Below are 24,959 nucleotides of genomic sequence, written 5' to 3' on the forward strand. Positions count from 1 at the left end.
CCTTGTACACTTGTGCTTAAGAATAAGCCTGACCTAAATCATCATGAGGAGGCTTCCTCACGATGGAACTACAACCACACTTGATGATCAAAGGCCGGGGGACTGCCATTAATCCGGCAAACCGCTTTGTTCCCATCCATTATGATGTTGATGATGCTTTGCCTCAGGAAGATCTACCCTCGCCACGCACCCGTTTTTTCGTTGATCATTCCCGTTCGGTAATCTCGCGTAACGACAGCCCCGATCTCCATTTCCGGTACACGCTCAATCCGTACCGTGGCTGCGAGCATGGCTGCATCTACTGCTACGCCCGGCCGACGCATGAATACTACGGCTTGTCGTCCGGTCTCGATTTTGAAACCCAGATCATGGTGAAGGCCGATGTCGCCAGGCTACTGCGAAAGGAATTGATGAAGCCGAGTTGGAAAGGGGAACTGATCAACCTCGCTGGCAATACCGATTGCTATCAGCCTATCGAACGGAAACTGCAACTGACCCGCCAGTGCCTCGAAGTAATGGCTGAGTTCAGGCAGACCGTTGAGATTGTCACCAAGAATCATCTTGTTGTTCGCGATATAGACCTGCTCAGCGAGTTAGCCAGGCACCAGGCTACCAGCGTCAGCATTTCCATCACCACGCTCGACGATGCACTGGCAGGCAAGCTGGAACCTCGTGCCACCCGACCGCCCGGCAGACTCGATGCTGTCCGTGAACTCAGCCAGGCTGGCATTCCAGTGGGTATTCTCATGGCCCCGGTGATTCCCGGCTTGAACGATCATGAAATGCCCGAGATACTTGCTGCAGCCCGCCAGGCAGGCGCCGCCTTTGCAGGTTGGATCGTGTTGCGGCTGCCCTATGACATCAAAGACCTGTTTGCAGATTGGCTGCAGCAACACTTCCCCAACAGCAAGGATAAGGTGCTGAACCGCATTCGCGATCTGCGTGACGGCAGACTCAACGACCCGAACTTCGGCACCAGAATGCGAGGCGAAGGCATCTGGGCGAATCTGTTTCAACAACAGTTTCGGATACATAAGAAACGGGCAGGCTATCCTGAAAGTGTACCGCCGATTTCAACTTCTGCCTTTCGACGGCCTGGTTACCAGCAGCAACTGATGTTTGAGTAAGCACTTCGACGTTCCTCTGATGCTTTATCAGGTACAAGCCTGTGCTGGTTGGTTGCAAACGCGTTCGCAATCTGCTCAAATGGTTTGATCGCTCAAGATGGAAATGGTGATGGCAGCACAGCAGGCAACCGAATCGCTACGTTGTATGGAAGTGTGGGGAGGCAACCGGGGCATTGAACAGGCCTTCGAACTTCCCGGGCTGGATGTATGGCTATACTCACGTCCGATCGGCCATGCGGAAAATGGTGGCGATGTTTACTATCTTTCTTCGTGTGCTTCAGGCCGCATCTCCCGTCTGCTCGTAGCCGATGTCAGTGGACATGGTCCAGAAGTATCGCAATTAGCACTGCGACTGCGTGAACTCATGCGGCGGAATATCAATCGGATCGATCAGACCAGTTTCGTTGCCAGCATGAATCAGGAATTCGTCCACTTCAATCAGGAAAGCCGTTTCGCCACCGCGCTGGTCGGAACCTATTTCTCGAGCAACGGCCGGTTACAACTCTGCACCGCGGGCCATCCGCAACCACTCATATATCGTGTTCAGGCAAATACCTGGGAACTGCTGGAACTCAATCGCCAACCCGGAGCCACGGGGAATATTCCTCTCGGCATCCTTTCGGAAGTGGAGTACAGCCAGTTGGAATTACCCTTGTCCAAGGGAGATATGTTGCTGGCCTATACCGATGGCATCATGGAAGCTCGAGTCGAGGAAGGCAAACTACTGGGCAGTGATGGCCTCCTGACACTCGTACAATCGCTGAATGCCCAACAGCCAGAACAGATCATTCCAAGGCTAGTCAGCGCACTCGAAATGCGGTTGCACTGCCGCATCGATGATGATTTCACCCTGTTACTGGCCCGCTGCAATACACGCTCGGTCAGTTTGATGAGCGACCTGCTGGCTCCCTTCCGACTGCTGACTTCACCGCGGAACAACACACAATATCGCGATACAGCGGCTATTAACTAAACTTTCCTTCGCCAGCATGCGATGCAAGCAATGATTGATCTTTGAGAATAGTGATAATGAATGTAATTCCCTTTGATGCAACCTTGGAACTTTACCAGCAACAAGCCAAAGCGGTGTTTGCTAATCTCCAATCCGGTGACGAAGCCGTTCAATGGCGCTTCAAGTGGATGCATCCTCGTTTTCGGGGCAAGCATGTCAGCGAAGTGAAGTCAGCCAGTCTTACTCTGGAAGATGCCAAACTGCTGATCGCTCGTGAATACTATTTTGAAGACTGGAATGCCCTGGCTGAGTTCACCCAAGCAGTTCAGCATGAAGGTGAAGTGAAATGGCTTGAACAGGCAGTGGAAGCAGTGATCGCAGGCGATGTTGCCAGTCTTCGTTCCATGCTGCAGACACATCCTGAACTGGTGAAAGCCCACTCGGTTCGTAATCATCATGCCACCCTGCTCCATTATCTTGGGGCCAACGGCATAGAAAGCTACAGGCAGAAGACGCCTGCCAATGCTGTCGAAATCATGAAGCTCCTTCTGGAAGCAGGCACCGAACCCGATGTCCTGGCCGATATGTACGACCAGAAATGCACTACCATGAGCATGCTGGTTTCCAGTTCGCATCCTCATGAAGCTGGTTTGCAAACGGCTCTCGCAGAAACACTCCTCGATCATGGAGCAGCACTCGAAGGCCCCGGCAGCGAATGGTCTTCTGCCGTGCTTACCGCGCTCTTGTTTGGCTATCTTGATACGGCCAAGGCATTGGCGAAGCGCGGCGCCAAAGTGGAACACCTGCCCATCGCAGCTGGCCTGGGACAAGTAGAAGAAACAAAACGATTGTTGCCAACAGCAGACAGTCTCGCTCGGCATCAGGCCCTGGCATTAGCTGCGCAGCTTGGCCACTTGGAGATAGTGAAGCTGCTTCTCGATGCTGGCGAAGATCCCAATCGTTACAACCCGGAAGGATTCCACTCGCATGCCACGCCGTTGCATCATGCAGCGCTCGCTGGTCATTTGGATGTGGTCAAACTGCTGGTGGAACGTGGCGCCCGGCTTGATATCTGCGATACGCTCTACGACAGTGCACCGCTAGGCTGGGCGAAGCATGGGAAGCAGGCTGCAACTGTTGCGTATCTGGATAATTACCTGCAGTCATAATATCTTTGATCTCATCTCGAATAACACAACATGCATTCGTCCAGACACACAATAGTAACTGTTCTTATTTGCCTCGAATTTAGTCAGCATATAATGAGGTAACAGAGGAGTACTTACCAATGGATCAAACCAATCAGCCACCAACGTCGAAGTTTCGCTTCGATTTCGTGCCGCTGGAACTGCCTTTTACCTGCACACTTTCAGGTGAGAAGCAGAAGCTGGCAACCTGCACCGTACTTGACGCAGGCTACGTGATGGTTGATCCCGAAACGCGCCAGGCGGTCTTCGTCGTTACCAATGGCAATGAAATCTGATTGCACGTTTGAATATTAACACAGGTTAGCTGTCAACCAGCTAACCTGTTTTCTTTACCGTTGACTGAGCATGGTACTCTGTTTCTGCCGAGCCACTTCCTGCACCAGTTTCTGTAACGCCAGCTCTTCCGTTGCACCCTGTACCGTAACCTGACCTTCACCCAGATGGCACGAATACTGGTAGCCTTCCGCCAGCTTGTCGCGTTTGACACTGCGGACGTCCATGCGATCCAGCCAGGCTGTCACCGTTCCAAGATCATATCGTTCAGGCAGTTCCACGGTGCTGACAGGCAGTGTTCTGGTTTGCTTGACCAGAATCCCCGCTTCTACAGGTGTGGGAATGCGAATAGGCTTCCAGTCGGCTTGCTGTCGTTGAGCCAAAGCGGGTTGCTGTGCTTCTGGAGCAGCGGCACGGATGATGGGCTGACGAGTAGGCTGTGGATTCACAGGCTGCTGGACTGGCCGTTGCAACATCCCCGGCATGGCAGGCAGCCTATCATTGCTGGCATAGCTCCGCGGAGCCTGTGAAGCAGGCTGAAACTGTTGCGCAGGCTGCATGGCATAGCCCTGAGGCTGCATACCCTGCTGCGGGTATCCCATCATCTGTTGTGCAGGCATTTGCTGAACTGGCATCATCTGCATCGGCACTGGTGAACCACCAGGCGGGCAGTTTCCACCAGGCAGTCAGGACTGTGCTTCAATACGGCCATACACCATCACAAAACTCAAAATAGCCCAGAGGGTTGAATATCGTTGTTGCATGCTTCTTCGCCTCCCTGCGAGATGCGTCGGCTCTTAGCAGATAAATTCCTCGCTCCAAGTGCAACCAGCCTGCTTTGTAAAAAGGGATTACATTTTTGCAAGAATTACCTGATATCTTGTCATATATTCCAGTAAGTACATCATGATTCACCATCGTTGTTAAGTGGGGTAAGTTAGATGCATCCCATTCGAGGCATTGTGTTGGCTGGCGGCAAGGGAACTCGGCTCGGCGAACTGACCAAGGTCACCAATAAACACCTGTTGCCTGTCGGCCCCTGGCCCATGGTCTATCATCCCTTGAAAAAATTAACCGGCGCTGGTATTAAGGATGTCCTGCTGGTGTCAGGAACCGAGCACATGGGCGATTTCGTCGAATTGCTCGGCTCCGGCAAGGATTACGATTGTCGACTCACCTACCGCGTTCAGGATGAAGCAGGCGGTATCGCACAGGCTCTGGGCCTGGCAGAACTCTTCGCCCAGAACAGCCGCTCCGTCGTCATTCTCGGCGACAATATCTTCAGCACTCCACTGACTCCACTGCTCCGCGATGCCAACGAACATCCCGACTGGGCATGGATTGCGCTGAAACAGGTTCCCGACCCCGGCCGCTACGGCGTTGCTGAAATGAAAGGCAACCAGGTTATCGGCATCGAAGAGAAGCCCAAGCAACCCAAGAGCGACTTCGCTGTTGCGGGTATCTACGTTTACCCAGCTGATGTATTTACTGTCATCAAGACTCTGAAGCCCAGCGCTCGTGGCGAACTCGAAATCACCGATGTGAACAAGTACTACCTGCAACAAGGCCGCATGGGCGCCAGCTTCCTCGATGGCTACTGGACCGACGCAGGCACCCCGGAATCGCTGGCGCATGCGAACCAGTTGGTGAATGCAACTATGCCGGAATTTTAGATTTGCCATAAAGAGGGGCGCGACGTGAGTCCGCCGGTAGTGTTTGCGAAGTGTTCACACTCACGAGAATCGTGCCCATATTGATGTTATCGCTGGTCCCTACGTTGCAGGGAAGATAACTTTGTGCACTTGACTAGCTGCCCAATTAAGTTGGCTGCTTTGAGTTCATCAACAATGATCTTATCGATTTGTCTTAGTCCCGGAGGGACGTTGGTTAGTAGCCTGGGGCGCTAGCCCCTGGAAGGAATCGAAAGTTGTGTTGAGCCCCAGTGGGGCGATGGTGACGTGTGCTCGTTTACCATCGCCCTTCCAGGGCTCTGTTTTGACAACATGCTTACCAGGGGCTAGCGCCCCTGGCTACTGGCCATCGCCCCTCCGGGGCAAAAACAATTGAGAACATCGAAATTTTCATAGATCGACCTTCATTAGTATTTATTGACAGTCATTTATGTGCTCAAATTGGTACAACTGGCATTCAGTAATATTCCTCAAACCCAATGATTCGGAATACCTGACACGAGCGCCGAATACTCAAACCAAGACGTTCCAGGACTTTGGATCGGGTTGTGTTAACATACCTACGGTTTCAGACCCCACTGCCCCACTCACTTGGTGATCGCAACAAAACCATGATACCAACCTTCCTGTTTACGGCCCTCTTTATTCAATCGGCAGAGATTGCATATGGAAAGTTATCGCCTCTCGGGCGTTATATCGAATCCTCCAATTGGAAAGAGCGTAAATTCGCTTATCAATATTCCCTGAATAGCGTCATTGGCATCAAACGACAGAAGATGAAACCGTACCTGGTGCATCTAGTGAAAAGAGGTTCGCCACCGCGATACGCACCGATCATTGGAGAAGAGTTCGAATTTTCATCCCGGCGTGTTGCCTTGTCGATTCTTGCCGAATGGCAAGACCCCAGCTTGATTCCGTTGTTTCTCGAGTTCATTGTTTATCAGGCTCCCGATCCCAAAAGACCGATCGAAACAGACGCAAAGGGGCGGCAACACAGTGAAGATTATTTTGCCGCTGTGAAAGGTCTTATTGATATTGGTCAACCTGCCTTGGAACCAACATTGCGTGAATTAATAAAGAGCGTGATTCCTACTAAATTCAACGCGAATGGTGACTCATACAAAACGGCAAGCGTTTATGTCCGATACAAAAATCTCATTTACGTCTTCTGGTGCATCCTCGATTACCAAGGCACTAAGGACTACTTCACCAGGGAAATCGAGAAGTTGGACAAGACTAATCCGAAATCAGCAGACAAGCTGCGCGAAGCTTTGAAATTCCTTGAAAAGAATTACCACCACAAGCGAAATAAGCCATAGTCTGGCATGATCGATTTGCCGCTCGTATCTTACTTAATCACCGAAATCTGTTCCACATCTTTGATAGGGTCTTTACCCGTCAAATCGCTTTCCAGTTCGATGAACAGTCGGCCATCGCCTGCTGCCACACCTTCGAGTTCCAATTGATAATTGAAGGCATTGGTCGGCAGTAGATCTTTCATCACATTAAACACAATCGTGTCGCCCTGCACCTGGCCTGCTGAGCCATCGGGTGCAATCGCTTTCAGAATACGCAGCTCTGGCGATGTCTTCACTTTCACCGCAATGCGTCCCACTTGTTGCGAACCCGTGTTGTTGATCGTAATCGTGTACGAAGTAGTATCGTTGACATGGATGGTGCCCTTGCGGTCTGCCTGCTCAGCCTGCATCAGGAGTGCCGGGATGCCTCGCAGTTCAACATCCACTTCGGAACGTTCGCTGAGGTTCGGGCCGAAGGTTGCCACCACGCGGTTGGTAGCCTTGGCTGCAGTCTGCCGGGCTTCCACTTCCACCCGCAGCCGACGCTTGCCATTAGCTTCAAGCGTGCCAAGGTTCCAGGTCACGTCGTTGCCTGTTCCCTGGCCGTTATCGTAAACCCGTACCAGTGCTACCTGCGCAGGCAGCGTATCGCGAATGACAACATTATTGACTGGCTGATCGCTGTTGTTCTCGACAAAGATTTCCCAGATGAACCTGCCACTCACATAGCGTGCTTGCGGGCCTTTCTGCTGCAGGTTCACGCTGAGCCGAACCACATTGAGTAGCGCGGTGGCTTCATCACGCAGGCCATTGTCTGCCGTTACTACAGCTTTTGTATTGAATGTTCCAGCCTGCACTGCCTTCAAAGGCAGCGTAAAGTCACGCGATTCGCGAGGCTGCAACGTGAACGGCGACATGGCCACGCTGCGATCAGGACTCGGCTTGCCTTCATAGAAGAAGACCAGGCCCTGATCAAAACTGCTGGTAATAATCACATTGCTCGCTGGTGCATCACCCGTATTCTCGACACGAATGGTGAACGGAACATCAGCGTTCACGTAGCCATTAGGCGGTGCGGTCAAGCGCACTTTGAGTGCCGGGCTGGTGGCAGTGGTCATGAAAAACGATTCAGCAGCCTTGATACGATCCTGATCAATCACTCGTGCCTGGTTGTTGAACTGTCCTCCCCGGGTTGCTCTTACTTTCAGGTTGATGGCCTTCGCAGCGCCGGGTGGCAAAGGCAGCAGTGTCCAAACCAATCGGTTGCCTTCAGTGCCAACGGGCATGGGCTCAGCACTGACAAACTGCAAGCCAGCAGGTAGGTCATCTTCCACCGTCAGCGGATCAGACTGGCTGCGGCTGGTGTTGGTTACGGTAAGCTGATAATCGAAATCGGTGTTGATGCCGACGACATTGGGGCCTGATTTGTTCAACGTCAGGCCAGAGCCAACCCATTCGACCTGGGTTTCACCTCGCAGCACGACGATGCCTGAACCCGTTACCGCCCCCAGATCAGGTGGGCGAATCAGCTCGACCCCAATGCGGGTAATCCCCATCTGCGGGCTTTGCTGCCTGAGCTGGACGATGGCGTTGCCCAGCGAATCGGAAGTCGCTTCCGCTTCGGGGCCATTGGTGTTCACAAAGAGTGCCGGCGGGCCATCCAGTACCTTATAGCGGACGCGATAACCCTGCAGTGGCTGACTGTCGGATGCTTTGAAGACTTTGGTGGTCAGTGTTGCTATCTTGCGTGCCTGTTGTGGTTCGGGAATCTTCCACTGGGCATCGAGCCAGTAGGTCGTCACCGTCATGCGGTTCTTATCCATGTCATGGATAGCCGGTACGTAGGCGGTAACCTTGGTTTCACCTTCTTCCGGGCAGGAAACAATGCAGAACGTTTGCCCTGGATTGACAACGAAATCGTCCTTCGGATCTTTATTGCCTCGATCAAACTTGTGTTCGAGGTATCCGGTGTAACTGACAGCGTACTTCTCGTTGACCTTGTAGCCTCGGTCGGGGTAGACACCACCTTCATCCACTTCGATGATGTGCCCTTTGCCATGCACCATCCATTCGACACGTCGACCTCGCCGAGCCGCGCCCTGCTGGTCGTAAACGGTTGCCATGTAGACCTGGATGCCACCCACCTGCTGGCTTTGTATTTTGGGACGTACTTCTACACGACAGGCATAGGGATCGTAATTCGCGTAATAACCCTTCCCAGGAGGCTTGGCATGCGTTTGCACAATTTCGCCATTGGGTAGCAAACCATAGTACAACTGTGCCGGGTTCTGACTGGGACTGAAGATACCGCACCCGCTCACTGATGCCAACAGCATCAATGCGATTCCGCACCACGTCGCTCGTTGCGTCGTGCGCGTCATACTACGGGCCTCCCCCCTGCAAAAATTCCCCTTACAAACAGCGGTGCGATACGCGATGTGAAAAATAATGCAAGGCCAATTCACCCCGGCACTGCCTTGCACCAGGCATGTTGAGCAATTCCCGGTCATTCGCTGTGGAAATGCGTAAAATACGGGCAATGACTAATTCGCTTTCTCTCCTCGCCCCTGGCAGCCGAGGGGGTGAAGGGTTCATTGAGTTAAAACACTACACATCGATAAGGAGTTCTACATGATTCGTTTCATGTTTCTGATAGCCTTACTGGCCATCATTGGCTGTGGCAAAACCGAAGTGAATGCACCTGGAGTGAAAGTAAAGGCTGGTGCCGACGGAGTGAGCGTTGATGCTCCCGGTGTCAAAGTGAAGTCTGATTCATCGGGAACCAAGGTCGATGTTGGCCCGGACAAGAAGTAAATCCGTGAAACGGCATTAGTATTTTGCCCTATCAATTCATTTTCACCATCTTGCCAGCTATCTCTGTGCCTGCAACTGAGTTACGCTTGACCGCTTGACTTAGCGCGGGTACAGAGCATCATATGGCACATTGCGCAAAATTCCTGATTCTTCTGATACTGTTCACCAGTGGCTGTGCCAGCACTTCATCTGCCGGTGCCAATCGTGGTGTAGCACCACCGTTACCCACGCCTAACCCTGCAGCACCGGGACAGATGCCACCACCACCGGGAGCAGTCATTCAGCCTCCTCCGGGTGTTGGTGTTCAACCGCCTCCGGGAGTGATGCCGCAAACCATGGCTCCGCAAAGCCAGGAGCAGATTCGCGTTCAACAAACCGCTGCCCGACTCTACCAGGCTAATCCCTGGCTGAAAGTACGTCCGCAGTGGTATGTCACTGCTGGTGATACGCCAGGTGTCAATACACAGGGTGAACAGTATGCCATGATATCCAGCGGTTTGGTACAATCTGCCAGCGACGGGCAATTGGCGGCTGTTATGGCTTTGCAATTGGGTGATCTGATGGCAGCCAGGCAGCGCGTTGCCATGCAAGCTGTTCAGCAACGTCGTGAAACCACACCTCCTCCTGACATCTATCAGGAACGTGACGGCATGACTTCCAGCCAGGCCTTGCTTGATCTGGCGGCACAAGCCAAGTTCCGGGGTGACCCGCGCGATCCGCGACGGCGAGAGCAACAGCAGCAGGTTCCCGTCAACGATGCACCCACCTGTGCACGACAAATTCTGGTGCAGGCTGGCTATTCCGAACTGGAACTCGATCAGGCAGCTCCACTGCTGCAGCGATTCCCGATGGTTCGTCCAGCACAGTAGCTCACTCGCTGCAAGTCAAAGTCTAAATTTTAGATGAAATTGAAGTGTGGTTTTTGCTGCGATGATCGAACGTACCGTTCAGGTTATAACGAGAGCGCATCTAGCGAAAAATGCAAATAATCTACTGGATAATCAGAAAAAAGTGAGAATTCGGGTATCATCATAAAAGGAATAAATGTCGCATCAGCATTATGTGACATGATTGTGACACAAAGAACTTACTTTACCTGCCTAGACTGTGAAAAGGACTCAATTTCCGTTGACACACCTGTGTCTAAGATATACGATCAGCTATCTACCTAACTTTGCCAGCTTGCCCAGTTGCGTTGTCTCGTGTAGGAACAAGCACGAACGTAAATCTGGGATGACGTCTTCGCTGGGTGGCCACTTTTTAAGGAGCGTTTCGCATGTACAGTATGGTGATGGTGATGGCGATGAGTAGCCCTGCAGCTCTGCCTGCTGGCTGCTTCGGTAAGTGCAATGGCAATTCCTGCCATGGCGCGGTCGCCTGCAGCGGTTACAGCTGCTCCGGTTATTCTTGCTCAGGCTCGGCCTGCTCCGGCAGCCGTTGCCACGGTCTCTTCAGCCGCAAGAGCAGCTGTCATGGCTGCAACGGCTGGGCATCCTGCTCCAGCAGCCGCTGCCACGGTAGCTGCACTGGTTGCACAGGCACCGTTGTTGCCTGCACAGGTTCCTCTTGCACTGGTTCCGCTTGCACAGGTTGCAATGGCGGTCACCGCGGTCTCTTCAGCTGCTTCAAGAAGAATCGCTGCCATGGCTGCAATGGTTGCAATGGCCACGTGGTAGCTTGCTCCGGTTCAGCTTGCACTGGTTGCACAGGCACTGCAGCTCCAGCTGCTCCTGCTGCAGAACCCAAGAAGGCCGAACCCAAGCCACCAGCCGCTTCTCTCGAAGCTCCTGCCAAGGTCCTCGTGAGCCTGCCTGCTGATGCCAAGCTGCTGATCGATGGTCATGCAACTGCTTCCACCTCCACCGAACGCACTTTCGTCTCCCCCGCTCTGGTTGCTGGTAAAGACTATCAGTACACCCTGACCGCTGAATTGGTTCGCGACGGCAAGAACGTCACCGAAACCAAGACGATCGTTGTTCGCGCTGGTGAAACCACTTCGGTCAACTTCTAACCGTTGCTGGCATCCTGAGCTAGACAATTCGAAGTACGCAACGGCCTCTGATCTTCAGAGGTCGTTTACTTTGATACGCGCTTTTCATTGGCGAGCCAACTCTTTTCGACGTACTCTAATTCATACCCCTCATTCTGTTCCCACCGCAATTTCGCTTGCCACGGAACGAATAATGGGGTGGAGGCAGAGTATGACCCCAGTCAATCTGACCGATGAGCAGCCCACTTCTCTGATGCCCGTCTCAGCATCAGTGCCGGTGGAAACTGCGCCTGTTCAGGAGCTGGAGGATCGAATTCAGCGTCTGGAAGAAGCTGTTGCTGCCCTCACGGAAATGCAGCATTGGGATGAATCACCTCGTCAACTGGAGCCTGCTTCCAGGCCAATGCCGCAGGTCAGCAATGATGTTCCTCGTGCGATGCCAATCCCTCCGCCGCCTACTGCATCGCTCGCGGAATTCAGCCTTCCTGCTACTGCACTGCCTCAGCCAGCTCCCCCTTCGAAACTGACGACGCTGCTGCAGCCGGTGAAAACAGCCTTGCCTGTTGCATCTTCCATGATGAACAAAGTGCTGCCCGCTTCGTCACTATGGCGCGATTTCTGGTGGGATATTCGCATAGCCTGGCGAATGTTCCGCGATCCCTACTATCCGATGTCCACCGCCTTCAAAGTGGTGCCACTCTTTGCCATCTTCTATGTCACCATCTGGCCCTGGTTCAGCGCCTGGACCGGCATCTTCGGCACCGTGATGAACTACTGCGTCAACGCCGTGGTGATCTATATCGCGTTCAAGGTAATCCAACGCGAACTGCGACGGTATTATGATTTTGCGGAGAAGTATAGAAGGTAAATGCCGGGAATTATCCCTTCCAACCTTTTTAAACTCTGCGTTGCCATTCTGAAACATCACGGCTTCCATGCAAGATGGCCAACACTTCAACGCGATCGACAAGAATGCGGTAGTAGACGATATACGGGAAACGACGGATCGTCGTTGCCCGAACATTTCCCCATAACAAGGCGCATGATTCCGGAGAGTCGCCAATTGCCAATAGTTTCGCTTTTGTCCGAGTAACAAATGTTACCCCTAAACCATCTCGCTTGGTGTTGTACCACTCATATGCTTGCTGCAAATCGAAGAGCGCCTCGTCGGTAAGATTGACCGGCAGGCTCATGGCTTACCTAGCATTTTGTCAACAGCTTCTTCCAACGGGATGCCTACTCCAGGTCTGGCATCGGCTTGAACGATTCGGCGTTCCACTTCATCTTGATGCCAGCGCGGAATCGGAGGCAGTTTTTCATCATTCAAGCTGTCCCAAAGAAGACCCACTAATTCCAGACGTTCTTCAGGGGGCAAATGATCAATTCCGTATTGCGCTAATGTGATGGGCATGGCATCCTCTCGAAGGCTAATATCACGATATCATCGAACCAATGTTGCTGCAATATGCTGTATCAGTGGAAACTGGGGCTAAGTTGTGCAGAATAGTCATGATCGTATTCATTCTGTCTCCTGGCTACTTATTCTCACACCGCCTCCTGCTCTACCTTCGTATCCCTCTGCACATACATCTCTTCAATCACATCCGCGTAATTCTTCGCAATGATGCTTCTGCGTAGTTTAAGCGTCAGTGTCAACTCATCCGATTCTACCGAGAACGGCCTGCTGAGCAGGGCAAAGTTGCGAATCTGCTCGTTATGTGAAACATCTTTCAGAAGCGTCTTGATACGATCAAAGTACAACTGCCTGACCTGGGCATGGCTGAGCATCTCTGCATCGCTGGTCCATTCCAGTTTCTGTTCCGCAGCCCAGACTTTCAGAAAATCCATCCCGGGCACAATCAGAGCGGTGAGGAATTTCCTCCTGTCGCCAATCACCACTACCTGCATGAAGAGTGGATCAGCCTTCAGCAGCGATTCCAGATAGACCGGGGCAATGTTCTTGCCTGCACTGGTAACGATCAATTCCTTTTTGCGGCCCGTAATCTTGAGGAACCCTTCGCTGTCGAGTTCGCCCAGATCGCCGGTGTGCAGCCAGCCATCGGTGATCGCTTCCTCAGTTGCTTTTGGATTATTCCAGTAGCCCAGCATGATATGCGGGCCTTTACTGAGAATTTCGCCATCGTCAGCAATCTTCACTTCCAACCCAGGCAGCACCTTGCCCACGGTGCCATACTTCACCGCATCAGGCACTTCACTGCTGATAACAGGCGACGATTCCGTCAGACCGTAACCCTGCAACAGAAATACGCCATGCTTTCGGTAGAACGTTGCCACATGTTCAGGCAGTGGTGCCCCCCCGGCAATGCACACCCGCAAGCGGCCTCCGAAGATGTGATTCAGCATTGCTTCGGATTTCGCCTCGATCAGCTTATTCATCACCTTTTCGTAAAAGTAAGGCACACCGTTGAGTAGCGTCGGCTTGTAGTACGCACAGTTTTCGAGAATAGTATCTGGCGAATCAGCCAGAGCGAGCTGGTGACCGCACGACAGAATGCCATACAGATCGCAGGTGCGGGCGAAGATGTGGCTCATTGGCAGCCAAGTCAACCGGACATCGTTGTTATCGACATTGATCGCAGTTGAGGTCATCAGACAGTTGCTCGCCAGGTTGTTCTGACTGAGCATGGCGCCCTTGGGTTCGCCCGTGGTGCCTGAAGTATAGATGATCGTTGCCAGGTCGTCGGGGGTAACGGTCTTCTCAGCTTCTTCCAACAGCTTCTGGCCATCGGTAGAACTGAGCGATTTGGTCAATGTGCTCAGTTGGGTAAAAGTATGGCCACTAAGCGGTTCCTTGCATTCATCAAAGCTGAGGAGCGTCAACTTCAAATCTTCCAGATGCGGTGCAATCAGTCCGGCTAACTGCGGCCCAGCGGCAATCACTACTTTGGCCCCACTGTTCTTGATCTGCCAGACCATCTGCGGCCCCGACAGCGAAACATGCACCGGAACATTAACGCCGCCAGCAACCAGGATAGCCATGTCGGCAACTACCCATTCGTAACGATTGGGGGAAATGAGCATCACCCGGTCGCGATGCTTCACGCCGAGATTCTTGAGCGCCACGGCGGTGCGGCCTACATCATCTGCCAACTGCTTCCAGGTGTAGTGCAGGTATTCCTTGTTGTGTCGGAAGTGAATCGCCGGAAGATCAGCTTGTTTACGGGCCCGGTCAACGAACAGTTTTACCAGCGTGGTCGGTTTATCGTACATAGTGGAGAGATTCACCAGTGAATTGGATAAGGGATGATCCGAATCTTCGCGACCTATGATACACGAAGGGGAACATGCAGTGCCAGTGAAATTGGCTGATTGGCACGAAGTGCCCCGTGGGACACGTTTGTAACGTGTCATCGGCGATAGTGCGCTGAATTGCACACGGAGCATTGTCACGATACAATCGTGACCCACAACCTTGTCTACTTCACCCCGCTCTTTTCCCGTGCAGGCCTGAACTCATCGCCTTCATTCCACGTAGGCAGTTTCGAATTATTCGCCACCTTCTGGGCTGCTTCCATCGCAAAACGAATCAGCACCGGGAAGCCGGCAAAGTCCCAATCTTCCTGGTACTTGTCCTGAGGCGTGTGATATGCTTTCGCGATGAATTCCACCATCCGCTGCCTGATCGCATCTGCGGATGCACCTTTTACTTTGACGCCACGGGCGACAGAAAACGCAGGCACGCCGCCACGGGCCAGGGCGAAATGATCGGAACGGTAGATGGTGCCCAGATGAGCACGCGGGTCAGGTTCCAGTTCCAGCCCCTGACTTTTCGCAGTCTCCTGCATCATGGGCCAAAGCGTAGTGCGCTCTGCTCCATTAAGCACAATGGACTCAGGTTCGCCAAGTGGAGATAGCATGTCGAAATTAAAGTTGGCGGCAATCTTGCCCAGCGGGATCGTTGGGTGGCCAGCGAAATAAACCGCACCCAGCAATCCGCTCTCTTCCGCCGTGGTAGCCAGGAAGATCGCTGATCGTTTCGGCTTGGTATTCAGTTTACCCCACGTACGGGCCAGTTCCATCAGAATCGCCGTGCCGGTAGCATTGTCCTGCGCACCGCTGTAAATCTCTTCCACGCCGGCACTGGATCGACTGGTGCCCAGATGATCCCAGTGGGCGGTGAACAGTACTGCTTCCGATTTCAAATTCGGATCGCTGCCTTCGATGACACCGATCACATTCCGGGAAATAATCTTCTGCACCGAAGTGGGGATGTGGCCTTTCAGGCGAATACCCAGGCTGATCGGCTTGAATCCCTTGGTGTCTGCCTGCTTGAGAGCTTCCTGCACGGTCAGCCCGGCATTAGCCAGCAGTTTCTCCCCTGCTGCGGATGAGAGCCAGCCTGCAAACGCCAAGTCCGGCTCGCCGGGCTTGCGTATCAATTGCGCTCCCTTGACCGTTCGCACTACGCCATAGGGATAACCCGCCGATTCGGTAGTGTGAATGATGAACGCTGCCTTGGCTCCACGCCGGGTCGCTTCCTCGAATTTGTAAGTCCATCGGCCAAAGTAAGTGAGTGCCTTGCCCTTGAAGAATGCAGCATCATCGGAAGGCGGTTCATTGGTGAACAGGATGACCACCTTGTCTTTGACATCGACACCCTGGTAATCGTCCCAGCCAAATTCGGGAGCGCTGATGCCATGCCCCACGAAGATGGCTTCACCTTCAAAATCGACCGATTGCTGCAGGTGCGTTACTCCAACAAATTCATCTTCCAGACGAAGCGATTGAGCTTTGTCATCTTTGATGTATTGCAGCGTCGCATCGGGCTGCGTTTTTACCATGACCAGCGGCACTTTCTGAAACCAGCCGCCATCGTCACCCATCGGCTTGAGGCCAGCTTTCTGAAACGCCTCCGCAATGTAATCGGTGGTCAACTCTTCGCCCCGCGTACCCACCCCCCGGCCCTGAAGCTGATCGCTCGCCAGATGCTTCACATCCGCCCGCATCCGGGCAATGGACGCTGCAACGTCTGCTTCCTGGGCGAAGCAAAGCTGTGCTGAGCAGAGAGCAAATAGAGTGGTAAATAGATGACGATGATGGAATGACACGGTGAACCTCTCATAGAATTTACGGGCATGATGAGAAAATACCCGTGTCATGTTATGAAGAGGTGGTTGAAAAATAAGAAGGTCAGTGATACGAGAATCATGCAGCCTCAACAGCTGTATACACCTTGCCATGCTGTTTCAGCCAAGGCAAATCGCCACTCTCCACATGTTGTTGGATGTTTTTCAAGAGTTCCACCGTCTCTGCTTCGTAGCAAGGTTCGGAAGGATCGTCTTCAGGAATGACAACCTCCACGTCCACTGCTACGACGTACTTGTCTCCTTGAATCAGGCGGGTTCGCTTCAATCGTTTCCCTGGAATCTTCATGTTGAGCTTCAGTCAAAGAAATGAACTGTTACCAGTTTAGCTACTCCACTACGGGGCAGGTAAGACCAAACTGATTCATTCTTTCATCCTGAACGTGACTACACCCGCTCAAAAATCGTCGCAATCCCCTGGCCCATTCCGATGCACATGGTCGCCAGGCCGACGTTGGCATTCCGGTCGATCATGTTGTGAATCAGCGTCGTGCTGATACGTGCTCCGCTGGCACCGAGTGGATGGCCAATAGCAATCGAGCCGCCCCGGACATTCACCTTCGATTCATCAAGATTGAGCATCCGCATGCAGGCCAGCGACTGCGAAGCAAACGCTTCATTCAGTTCAACAATGTCGATATTGTCCAGAGTCATGCCTGCCCGCTTGAGGGCTTTCTGAGTAGCTGGCACCGGGCCGGTACCCATCACGCAAGGCTCCACACCGATGGCTGCGGTGGCCACCACGCGCACCAGTGGCTTCAGACCCAGCGACTTGGCTTTCTCTTCCGACATGATCATCAGCGCTGCTGCACCGTCGTTCAGCGGTGAACTGTTGCCCGCTGTCACCGTGCCTTTGCCCGGCATAAATGCAGGTTGCAGTGCAGACATCGATTCCATGGAAGCATCAGCACGAACACACTGATCCGTTTCGCAGAGGATGCGGTTGCCTGCATCATCATGGCCATAGATGGGCACGATTTCCTTCTTGAACTGTCCCTCGGCATGTGCCTTCGCTGCTTTCTGATGGCTGCGCAGGGCGAACTCATCCTGTTCCTGCCGCGAAATCATGTTAGCCTGGGCCAGGAACTCGGCGGTAATGCCCATCATCATCGCTGCTTTGCTGGTCTGGGTGAACAGCTTGGGGTTGATCTCGCCGATGGTATCCATGGGGATGTGGTGCATGTGTTCCAAGCCGCCGACAATCTGGGCATCTTCAGCATTCGCCATGATGGAGTGAGCTGCCTGGTTCAAAGCCTGCAGGCTGGAGCCGCACCAGCGATTGACCGTAGCGCCTGAAACGGTGAACGGCAAACCAGCCATCAGGCTGACTGCCCGGCCTACGTTCAGGCCTTGTTCCTTTTCGGGGAAAGCACAGCCTAGCACCAGGTCGTCGATTTCTTTCGGATCGACGCCGGAACGTTCAACAATGGCTTTTACCACGGTGGTCGCCAGGTCGTCGGAACGAATATTGCGGAACCATCCTTTTTCTTTATGGGCACGGCCAATGGGAGTTCGGGCACAAGCGACAATAACAGGACGTTTCATGAGAGTGCTTTCTGGTTAGTAGTCCTCACGCTCCGCATGAGGACAAGTTGTGCGATATGGTGTCAATGGGTGTTGTTGATTTCGCGTGATCCGGTCATCACTCGGAGAGTGATGACTACAGTATCGATGACTACAGACTAAATCTCGTTCGGTGGCAGGTCGTAAAACTTCTTGCCACTGGCTGCCAGTTCCTGGAGCAACGGCGTGGGCTTGTACCGCTCGCCCAGGCTTTCATACGGCTTGAGCATCTCCAGAATTTTACCTGCACCCACGGTGTCGGCCCAGAACATCAACCCACCCTTGAATGGTGGGAAGCCGATGCCATTGATCACACCGAGATCAACATCCGCAGCATGGCGGACTTTCTTCTCCATCAGGATGCGAGTCGCTTCCAGCAGCATGGGCAGGAACAGCCGTTCCGTCGCCTGGTTCAAACTCGGCGGTGTGCCCTTGCGGCGAAGCGGCCCGATGATGGTTTCCACGGTGGGATCGTCCTGTGCCTTATCCTTCTTACCTCCACCATACTTAAAGAAACCTGAACCGGTCTTCTGACCGAGTCGGCCTGCTTTCACAATGGCTTCCAGAACCGGTGTCTTGATGACACGATCCGGGAACGCTTTCAGCATCACGCCACCAGCCAGCAGTGCTGTATCCATGCCGACCACATCGCTCAGCGTGATGGGCCCCATCGGCATGCCGAACGCCTTCGATGCCTTGTCGATATCTCGCAGCGATACGCCATCGAGGATCAGCTCCATCGCTTCATTCATGTAAGGGAACAGCACGCGGTTGACGAGGAAGCCGGGGCCATCCTTCACCACCACGGTGACCTTACCCAGGTTCTTGGCATACGCCACAGCACTGATCACCGTCTGGTCGCTCGTCTTCGGCCCCTTGATGATTTCCACCAGAGGCATCTGGCGAACCGGGTTGAAGAAGTGAATGCCAACAAACCGATCAGGGTTCTTTAAACCTTCAGCGAGCACACCGATGGAAATAGCTGACGTGTTGCTGGCCAGGATCGCACCCGGCTTCATCATCGGTTCGATACGCTGGTAAAGTTGCTTCTTCACTTCAGGGTTTTCCACCACCACTTCCAGCACCAGGTCGCACTGAGCGAAATCAGCATCGTTACTGCTGGCTTTCAGGAACGGCACCAGCTTGGCCATCTTGCCAGCATCGGGGCCTTTGATGGTCTTCTCAAAGCTCGCTTCTTCCAGTGCTTTCTTGATGCCCGCCCCCAGCGCTTCCGGCTTGGCATCGGTCTGAGTCACTGCCAGGTTCTTCTTGATGCTGGCGGCAGCAATGCCCGAACCCATGATGCCTGCACCAATGATGCCTACACTCTGTATTGGCTTGGGTTCGACCTTGGCCGAGATGCCCATGTCCTTCTTGTTCCGATCCATGATCAGGAATACATTCACCAGTGCCCGATTGACCGGTGAGCCAAACAACTCTGCAAATGCCTTCGCCTCCGATTCATACGCGGCGGCGGCATCCAGCCCCGCGCTCATCATCATGTGCTTCAGACACACCAGCGGGGCAGGGTAGTTACCCTTGGTCATCTGCTGGATGTAGGCGGTAGCGGTTGCACCCAGGAACGCCATCTCGGTCGGGTTGGTTTTGATCGGCTGGCTCCACTTCACCCGATCCTTCTTGAACTGTCCGCTCTTTTGTTCATCGCGAATCAGCTTGATAGCTGCAGGAATCAGGTTAGCTGAGGGCACCACATCGCTCGCCAGGTTCATCATCACCCCAGTCCGGCCATCAATATTCTCGCCGCCGGTGCACAGTTCAATCGCATTGGAAAGCCCGGCAATACGCGGCGAGCGAACCGTGCCACCCCATCCGGGGAATAGGCCGAGCTTCACTTCAGGGAAGCCAAACTGGGCCTTGGGCGAGTTGCCAAAGAGCCGACGGTCGCATTGCAATGCTAGTTCCGCACCACCGCCCAGACACAAGCCATCGATGGCAGCTACCGAAACATAGTTGCCTTGGTTCAGCGTTTCGAGCAATGCCCGGCCACTTTTGCTGAAATCAACAATCTCGTTCTTGGGCGCTTCAAACGACTTCACAAACTCGGTGATGTCCGCACCGGCAATGAAGATGCCCGGCTTGCCCGATGCAATGATCAACCCAGCCAGGTCGCTTCGCTTGTTCAAGGTTTCCAGATGCTGTTTCAGTTCAGCCAGGAACGGCCTGCTGAGCACGTTCGCCCCCTTGTTGGGCAGATCAAATGTCATCAAGGCAATATCGGGTTCAGGAAAAGTCAGCTTGATCGCTGCAGTCGTAGACATGGAGAGCACCTTAGAAGATAAGTCATGGAATAGTTTACAGAGGAATAAGCCGGTTTGCACGTGCTTTTCGTGTACTGATAACTGAACATGAAAAGTGTCATGTGAAAATGATCTGCAATCGGATAACAAAAAAAGCAACCGGAATGCCGGTTGCCTGTTCGTCTTTTATCAGACTGAATTATCGACGGAAAATACGCGACAGAAAACCACGTCGGCGTTCTGGCGCAGGCTGTTCCGTGGTCTGCGTGGTGGTCACCTTGGTTTCAGACTTCTCCACCTTGGGTTCGGAGTTGCCTGTCTGGGTGACTGGATTGGTTTCGGACTTGGTTTCTGACTTGGTCACCGTGGTGGATGGAGTCATCACCTGACGAAATCCGCGGACGCGGCCTCGACTGTCCACGACCGGTTCCATGGTCATGGTCTGAGTCTGGCCATTGACGATGGTAGTGGTGGTCATGGTGCCAGGCATCACGACGACTTCGCCACGGCGGGTCATTGAGCGGGTTGAACGGCTCATCGTCATGGGAGCCGGTGCTACCGTGGTGCCGGTCGTGGGGGCAGGAACTTTTTCCTGAGCAGCCAGCGGTGTCAACAGAGCACAGGCAGCCAGGCAAACGAGGGTGCGACGCATTTCAGAATCCTCCAGATGTCGCCAATCCATCAGTCACTCCATGAGGGCGACGCTCAATCGCGTGACATACTGGTGACATTTTAGGAGGATTGCAGAGAATTGGACATGCGCGGCACAGGAGCGATGAAGTGACAATATGCAATTATCCTGCGTCACAATTATTTACACAATTGAAGAAAGGCAACTGTTATCCAGTTGCCTTTTGAATTTGGTTAATAATTGACTTTAACAGTCTGCAGGCAGTTTCTTGCGACGCAGGCTATAACCGATCATACCTAGACTGCCAATACCCATCAGCACGATGCTGGAAGGTACGGGAACTGCAACTCCATCGCCAATGCGGATGTTATCGAATTGATGGAAATTAGGCGTCTGTTCCCATTGAACATTTACCAGGTTGGTGAAACCTACAAGATTAAAGGTCTGCAACGCAAATGTTCCCTGAACCGCAATGGTGACTGTCTGGGAAATAGTTCCACCACCGTCGAATTCACCTACAAACGTGACATCAACAGTGCCACTCGTAAAGTTGAGTTGGCAGAGATCGATAGACAGCAGATCAAATGCGCCCCCGCCTGTCTTCGTCAATCGAGTAATTCCCAAAACTGTATCGTTGAACATTGCAGTCGAACCGGGGTAGCGGAATTCGCCTGTGCCAAATGTTGCAAAGGGGAATGGAGATGAGAGGTTATCGAGGGTAAAACCATCCTCAGAATAAGTGAATCCCTGGCTGTGATAACCGCTGTCATTCACTTCCAACGACTGAAAATCAATAATGATATCGGCTCTGGCAGCGGTTAGGCCGAGCGCCAGCACACAAAGGGACAACAACATGTTTCGCAGCATAGCAGCAAACTCCTTAAAGTTGGGCGAATTTTTGAACCATGAAACAAACGCGATGGAATACGCGTAACGAGGAGCATTTAAACATTGCAAATTGTGAAAGTCAAATCAAATTCAACAAATCTGATTATTTAATGCCGTGCAATAATCAAACATTCTTATCAATAGCTTATGTAATCTGTTTACTCTATCATAACCGCTTCATTCCTTTTTCAGGTTGATCCGCATGGCCGATACGCCTGCCAGTGAAAATAAACTCTACTCATCACTCTTCAACCGCACTTTCATTGGTTTCTTAATTGCAGCGTTCCTGGCGGCGTTTAATGATCAGTGCATTCATGCCGCCGCCATGTTTTTTGCGATTCGTACGGAAACGTTGACACCAGGCCTGGCGATCAGCCTGATGCCGATTCTGTTCTTCTTGCCCTGGGCCATCTTCTGCACGCTTGCTGCCTATCTTTCCGACAAGCACAGCAAACGCAACATGATGATCATCTGGAAACTCAGCGAAGTGGTGATTGCCCTGGTGGCTCTTGCCGGTTTCTGGCTCGGTACGCACCCGCCGTTCCCTGGCGCTGAACATTACGGCGCCTGGGCGGTGCTGGCTTGCGTATTTCTCATGGGCAGTCATAGTGCGTTCTATGTTCCCAACAAGTATGGCGTGCTGCCTGAGATTTTCCCGACGCATTTGCTCGCCAAAGCCAACGGCCTGGTCGAATCTGCATCCTTCCTTGCGGTCATCCTCGGCACTGCCAGCGGTGGCATTCTATCCGATGAAATGTTCTTCAAAGGCAACGAAGTAGTCATCGGTTACTTTCTGGTAGGCACTTCGATTTTCGGCTCTCTATGCAGTCTGCTGATTTTACCCATGAAGCCTGCCAATCCGAATGCGAAGTTTCCGGGGTGGAATCCGCTCAAGCTGTACGCACCGCTGTGGGCTGATCTGAAAATGCTCTTCAGCCTAGCTTCCCGCCGGACTGCTCTTTGCAGCATTGCCTTCTTCACGTTTATGACCGTCTACATGCGTGGCGTGATGTACATGCATGGCGAATCGCAGAACCCCATCTGGTCGGAACTCAAGACCAGCATGGTAGTAGCCTCCGTAGCACTGGGCATCGGTATCGGCAGTCCGCTGGCAGGGTTCCTTTCCGGCGGCAAGCTTGAACTGGGCATGGTGACCATCGGCACGCTTGGCATGGCACTCTTCAGTGCCATCGGCGCAGCGTGTGTACTCATACATAGCACCGCCGGTGATGTAGGCTTGATCATTGGCTTGATTGCCATCGGCTTCTTCTCCGGCTTCTATGTACTGCCTATGTATACGATGCTGCAGTTCCGTGCTCCCAAAGGGGGCAAAGGAGCTACGATTGCAGCAAGCAATTTTCTTAATGTGACAGGCGCTATCCTCGCTTCGTTTCTGTTCTGGGCCTTGCAGACGGGCATGCATAGTGCTGGGCTGGCGCCAGAAGTGAAAGCCACCGATGTGGTGGTTGCCAAAGGTATCCTTACGAGGCTGGAACCGCCTGGCAGCATTGAAACCGAAGCGATTGAAATCAGCAGCGAGGGCGATGATCCTGCAGCGCGCAAAGTCATCTACAGCATCAGTGCCCAGCATGGTGCCAAGGAGGCTGCATTGCCTCCCGACTTTGTGGCAGGCAAACACGACGACCATGCTGCCCAGGCTGTCATTCATCGCGGCAAAGGCGTTACCGTCGGCGATGAGGTCAAGGTTTCCACCTATATCATCCACAGCAAGTCGACTGGCAAGGATGTCATCAATTACCATGTCCGGCTGGCTAGCAAGCCTGTTCCTACGGTCTACGACAATCAGAACCTGCCAGCCTATTTATTCATGGGTGGCACGCTGCTGTCTTTCATTGTGCTGGGCCTCTTGGTCTGGCAACTACCGGACCTGTTCGCTCGAACCAGCATCTGGCTGAAGTCACTGGGCCGTTATTCCATCTCGATCGTCAATTCCAAGTATCTGCCTGCCACTGGGCCCATCGTCATGGTAACCAATGCCACCACACCTCAACATCTGGGAGACATCCATGCCTGTTGCGACAGGCTGGTGATAACCCTGCAGGGACAGCAGGCAGATCTCGCAAAAGAATTGAAACAAGCCCAGAATGCTCTGCAGGCTGACCACCTGGTGCTGATGACTGAGAACGCACCAGCTTTAACGGACATACTCAGTGGGCTCGACGCTGCAATCCCGCAACTGCAGGTATTGCCGGTGACGTACCAGATTGCGCAGCACAAAGTGCAGGTCATTCTGCATGAACCTCTCCCCGCGAGCACCACCGTGAAGGACATTCAGTTGAAATTGATCAGTTAGCTATCGGAACGGATAAAACCAGATCGGCTGCGGGCGATTTCGAGGTGTTAGCAACTTGGTAGCTCGTTGCGGATTGCGCAAGTGCCATTCACCTCCTTCGCAATCGTGTATTTCCACACTTCCAACAATCACCCCACGAGGCAACGCATCGTATGCTTGATCGCGAATGCCATACTTCTTCATCCATGATGGAACGTCATCAACCGGAATACGACTGGCATAGATCAGCACCCTGCCACGTTTCGTGGTTGCCTGCGAACGGTATTCCACTTTCTTGATGCCTCGCAGAATCGCCTCCGCATGGGGCTGACGTATGCTCAAGGCAATCATGTCATAAGGATTCTCGGAAACATTTTCCCTCACGACATTCGATTGTAATTGCTGTTTAACATGGGGATGACAGACATAACGCTGCATAGCCTGCAATGCTTTCGCAATAATATCCCCATCGCCAGGCGGACAATACTTCTCCGTGTACTGCAACAGCTTGCGAGCAAAAGGCAGCGAACTGATCTCGCGGAAGCCTATGAAATTGGCACAGGCTGCTTTGAACTTTTGAAAGTCGGCACCTGTCAGTTCCACCGGTGGAGCCAGTTGCCAGCCTGTTCCTTCCAGTTGAATCACGCCACCCGGCTTGTTGAGACATCGACCTGTGGTGAACGTGCTCCAAAGATAATAGCGACGTGGGCTGCCCAGACCTGCAATCAGCATGACCTGCCCAACTGCCTGCTTTGCAGAGCGGACTTTGGTATGGATTTGCACCGTCTGTACTTCGGGCCGCCAAGTATGAGGCAACGTCCCCTGGGTCTCGCAATTGTGATATTGAAGATAGACCCGGGGGTTCATG

General features: G+C 53.0%; 24 protein-coding genes. 12 read left to right on the plus strand and 12 right to left on the minus strand.

Annotated features, from left to right (window positions below):
• Nucleotides 1-62: 62 nt before the first annotated feature.
• The 4 genes from JNJ77_04305 (at nucleotide 63) to JNJ77_04320 (ending at nucleotide 3,562) form a co-directional block, all read left to right on the plus strand.
• Complete coding sequence (locus JNJ77_04305) at nucleotides 63-1,127, plus strand: PA0069 family radical SAM protein (GenBank protein ID MBL8821788.1); 1,065 nt, start codon at nucleotides 63-65, stop codon at nucleotides 1,125-1,127.
• A gap of 109 nt (nucleotides 1,128-1,236) precedes the next feature.
• A complete protein-coding gene (locus JNJ77_04310) occupies nucleotides 1,237-2,100 on the plus strand; it encodes a serine/threonine-protein phosphatase (protein ID MBL8821789.1) in 864 nt (287 codons plus the stop codon).
• A gap of 56 nt (nucleotides 2,101-2,156) precedes the next feature.
• On the plus strand, nucleotides 2,157-3,248 hold the full coding sequence (locus JNJ77_04315; protein MBL8821790.1) for an ankyrin repeat domain-containing protein: 1,092 nt from the start codon (nucleotides 2,157-2,159) through the stop codon (nucleotides 3,246-3,248).
• Nucleotides 3,249-3,367: 119 nt separating this feature from the next.
• Entirely contained in the window at nucleotides 3,368-3,562 is a 195-nt protein-coding gene (locus JNJ77_04320) for a hypothetical protein (GenBank protein ID MBL8821791.1), read from the plus strand.
• A 54-nt stretch (nucleotides 3,563-3,616) separates the two neighbouring features.
• Here JNJ77_04320 and JNJ77_04325 read toward each other — a convergent pair whose 3' ends face one another.
• Nucleotides 3,617-4,210, minus strand: coding sequence for a hypothetical protein (locus tag JNJ77_04325; GenBank protein ID MBL8821792.1), 594 nt, complete (start codon nucleotides 4,208-4,210; stop codon nucleotides 3,617-3,619).
• Nucleotides 4,211-4,510: 300 nt separating this feature from the next.
• Here JNJ77_04325 and JNJ77_04330 point away from each other — a divergent pair, with 300 nt between their 5' ends.
• Complete coding sequence (locus tag JNJ77_04330; protein ID MBL8821793.1) at nucleotides 4,511-5,233, plus strand: NTP transferase domain-containing protein; 723 nt, start codon at nucleotides 4,511-4,513, stop codon at nucleotides 5,231-5,233.
• A 629-nt stretch (nucleotides 5,234-5,862) separates the two neighbouring features.
• Nucleotides 5,863-6,570, plus strand: coding sequence for a hypothetical protein (locus JNJ77_04335; protein MBL8821794.1), 708 nt, complete (start codon nucleotides 5,863-5,865; stop codon nucleotides 6,568-6,570).
• A gap of 29 nt (nucleotides 6,571-6,599) precedes the next feature.
• On the opposite strand, the gene JNJ77_04340 is transcribed toward JNJ77_04335, so the two are convergent.
• On the minus strand, nucleotides 6,600-8,930 hold the full coding sequence (locus JNJ77_04340) for a DUF11 domain-containing protein (GenBank protein MBL8821795.1): 2,331 nt from the start codon (nucleotides 8,928-8,930) through the stop codon (nucleotides 6,600-6,602).
• 250 nt (nucleotides 8,931-9,180) lie between these two features.
• Between JNJ77_04340 and JNJ77_04345 the strand changes: the two genes are divergently transcribed.
• The 5 genes from JNJ77_04345 (at nucleotide 9,181) to JNJ77_04365 (ending at nucleotide 12,221) form a co-directional block, all read left to right on the plus strand.
• Nucleotides 9,181-9,363 (plus strand): hypothetical protein, encoded by a 183-nt coding sequence (locus JNJ77_04345; GenBank protein ID MBL8821796.1) that lies wholly within the window; start codon nucleotides 9,181-9,183, stop codon nucleotides 9,361-9,363.
• 122 nt (nucleotides 9,364-9,485) lie between these two features.
• Entirely contained in the window at nucleotides 9,486-10,232 is a 747-nt protein-coding gene (locus JNJ77_04350) for a hypothetical protein (protein MBL8821797.1), read from the plus strand.
• Nucleotides 10,233-10,727: 495 nt separating this feature from the next.
• The gene (locus JNJ77_04355; GenBank protein MBL8821798.1) at nucleotides 10,728-11,039 is read left to right on the plus strand and encodes a hypothetical protein; all 312 of its coding nucleotides are present in this window, start codon (nucleotides 10,728-10,730) and stop codon (nucleotides 11,037-11,039) included.
• Entirely contained in the window at nucleotides 11,033-11,374 is a 342-nt protein-coding gene (locus tag JNJ77_04360; GenBank protein ID MBL8821799.1) for a TIGR03000 domain-containing protein, read from the plus strand. The genes JNJ77_04355 and JNJ77_04360 overlap by 7 nt, the downstream gene beginning before the upstream one ends.
• A 190-nt stretch (nucleotides 11,375-11,564) precedes the next feature.
• A complete protein-coding gene (locus JNJ77_04365; protein MBL8821800.1) occupies nucleotides 11,565-12,221 on the plus strand; it encodes a hypothetical protein in 657 nt (218 codons plus the stop codon).
• Between the two features lie 28 nt (nucleotides 12,222-12,249).
• Here the strand turns inward: JNJ77_04365 and JNJ77_04370 are convergent, their stop codons facing one another.
• The 9 genes from JNJ77_04370 to JNJ77_04410 all read right to left on the minus strand — a co-directional run bounded on the left by JNJ77_04370 (nucleotide 12,250) and on the right by JNJ77_04410 (nucleotide 21,765).
• The gene (locus JNJ77_04370) at nucleotides 12,250-12,546 is read right to left on the minus strand and encodes a type II toxin-antitoxin system RelE/ParE family toxin (GenBank protein ID MBL8821801.1); all 297 of its coding nucleotides are present in this window, start codon (nucleotides 12,544-12,546) and stop codon (nucleotides 12,250-12,252) included.
• The gene (locus tag JNJ77_04375; GenBank protein MBL8821802.1) at nucleotides 12,543-12,764 is read right to left on the minus strand and encodes an addiction module protein; all 222 of its coding nucleotides are present in this window, start codon (nucleotides 12,762-12,764) and stop codon (nucleotides 12,543-12,545) included. The genes JNJ77_04370 and JNJ77_04375 overlap by 4 nt, the downstream gene beginning before the upstream one ends.
• 134 nt (nucleotides 12,765-12,898) lie before the next feature.
• Nucleotides 12,899-14,764 carry an AMP-binding protein gene (locus JNJ77_04380; protein ID MBL8821803.1) on the minus strand — a complete coding sequence of 622 codons (1,866 nt, stop codon included), beginning with the start codon at nucleotides 14,762-14,764 and terminating at the stop codon, nucleotides 12,899-12,901.
• 26 nt (nucleotides 14,765-14,790) lie between these two features.
• A complete protein-coding gene (locus tag JNJ77_04385) occupies nucleotides 14,791-16,473 on the minus strand; it encodes a M28 family peptidase (protein MBL8821804.1) in 1,683 nt (560 codons plus the stop codon).
• Nucleotides 16,474-16,519: 46 nt separating this feature from the next.
• A complete protein-coding gene (locus tag JNJ77_04390; GenBank protein ID MBL8821805.1) occupies nucleotides 16,520-16,747 on the minus strand; it encodes a hypothetical protein in 228 nt (75 codons plus the stop codon).
• 98 nt (nucleotides 16,748-16,845) lie between these two features.
• Entirely contained in the window at nucleotides 16,846-18,003 is a 1,158-nt protein-coding gene (locus JNJ77_04395) for an acetyl-CoA C-acyltransferase (GenBank protein MBL8821806.1), read from the minus strand.
• Between the two features lie 137 nt (nucleotides 18,004-18,140).
• Nucleotides 18,141-20,300 (minus strand): enoyl-CoA hydratase/isomerase family protein, encoded by a 2,160-nt coding sequence (locus tag JNJ77_04400; GenBank protein ID MBL8821807.1) that lies wholly within the window; start codon nucleotides 20,298-20,300, stop codon nucleotides 18,141-18,143.
• A 178-nt stretch (nucleotides 20,301-20,478) separates the two neighbouring features.
• A complete protein-coding gene (locus JNJ77_04405; protein MBL8821808.1) occupies nucleotides 20,479-20,961 on the minus strand; it encodes a hypothetical protein in 483 nt (160 codons plus the stop codon).
• A gap of 195 nt (nucleotides 20,962-21,156) precedes the next feature.
• The gene (locus tag JNJ77_04410; protein ID MBL8821809.1) at nucleotides 21,157-21,765 is read right to left on the minus strand and encodes a PEP-CTERM sorting domain-containing protein; all 609 of its coding nucleotides are present in this window, start codon (nucleotides 21,763-21,765) and stop codon (nucleotides 21,157-21,159) included.
• A 235-nt stretch (nucleotides 21,766-22,000) separates the two neighbouring features.
• On the opposite strand from JNJ77_04410, the gene JNJ77_04415 reads away from it, so the two are divergent.
• Nucleotides 22,001-24,112: an MFS transporter gene (locus JNJ77_04415; GenBank protein MBL8821810.1), complete on the plus strand. Its 2,112-nt coding sequence runs from the start codon at nucleotides 22,001-22,003 to the stop codon at nucleotides 24,110-24,112.
• Here JNJ77_04415 and JNJ77_04420 read toward each other — a convergent pair whose 3' ends face one another.
• The gene (locus tag JNJ77_04420; protein ID MBL8821811.1) at nucleotides 24,113-24,958 is read right to left on the minus strand and encodes an ASCH domain-containing protein; all 846 of its coding nucleotides are present in this window, start codon (nucleotides 24,956-24,958) and stop codon (nucleotides 24,113-24,115) included.
• Nucleotide 24,959 lies beyond the last annotated feature (1 nt).

This window comes from Planctomycetia bacterium (assembly GCA_016795155.1).
In the GTDB taxonomy this organism is placed as follows: Bacteria; Planctomycetota; Planctomycetia; order Gemmatales; family HRBIN36; genus JAEUIE01.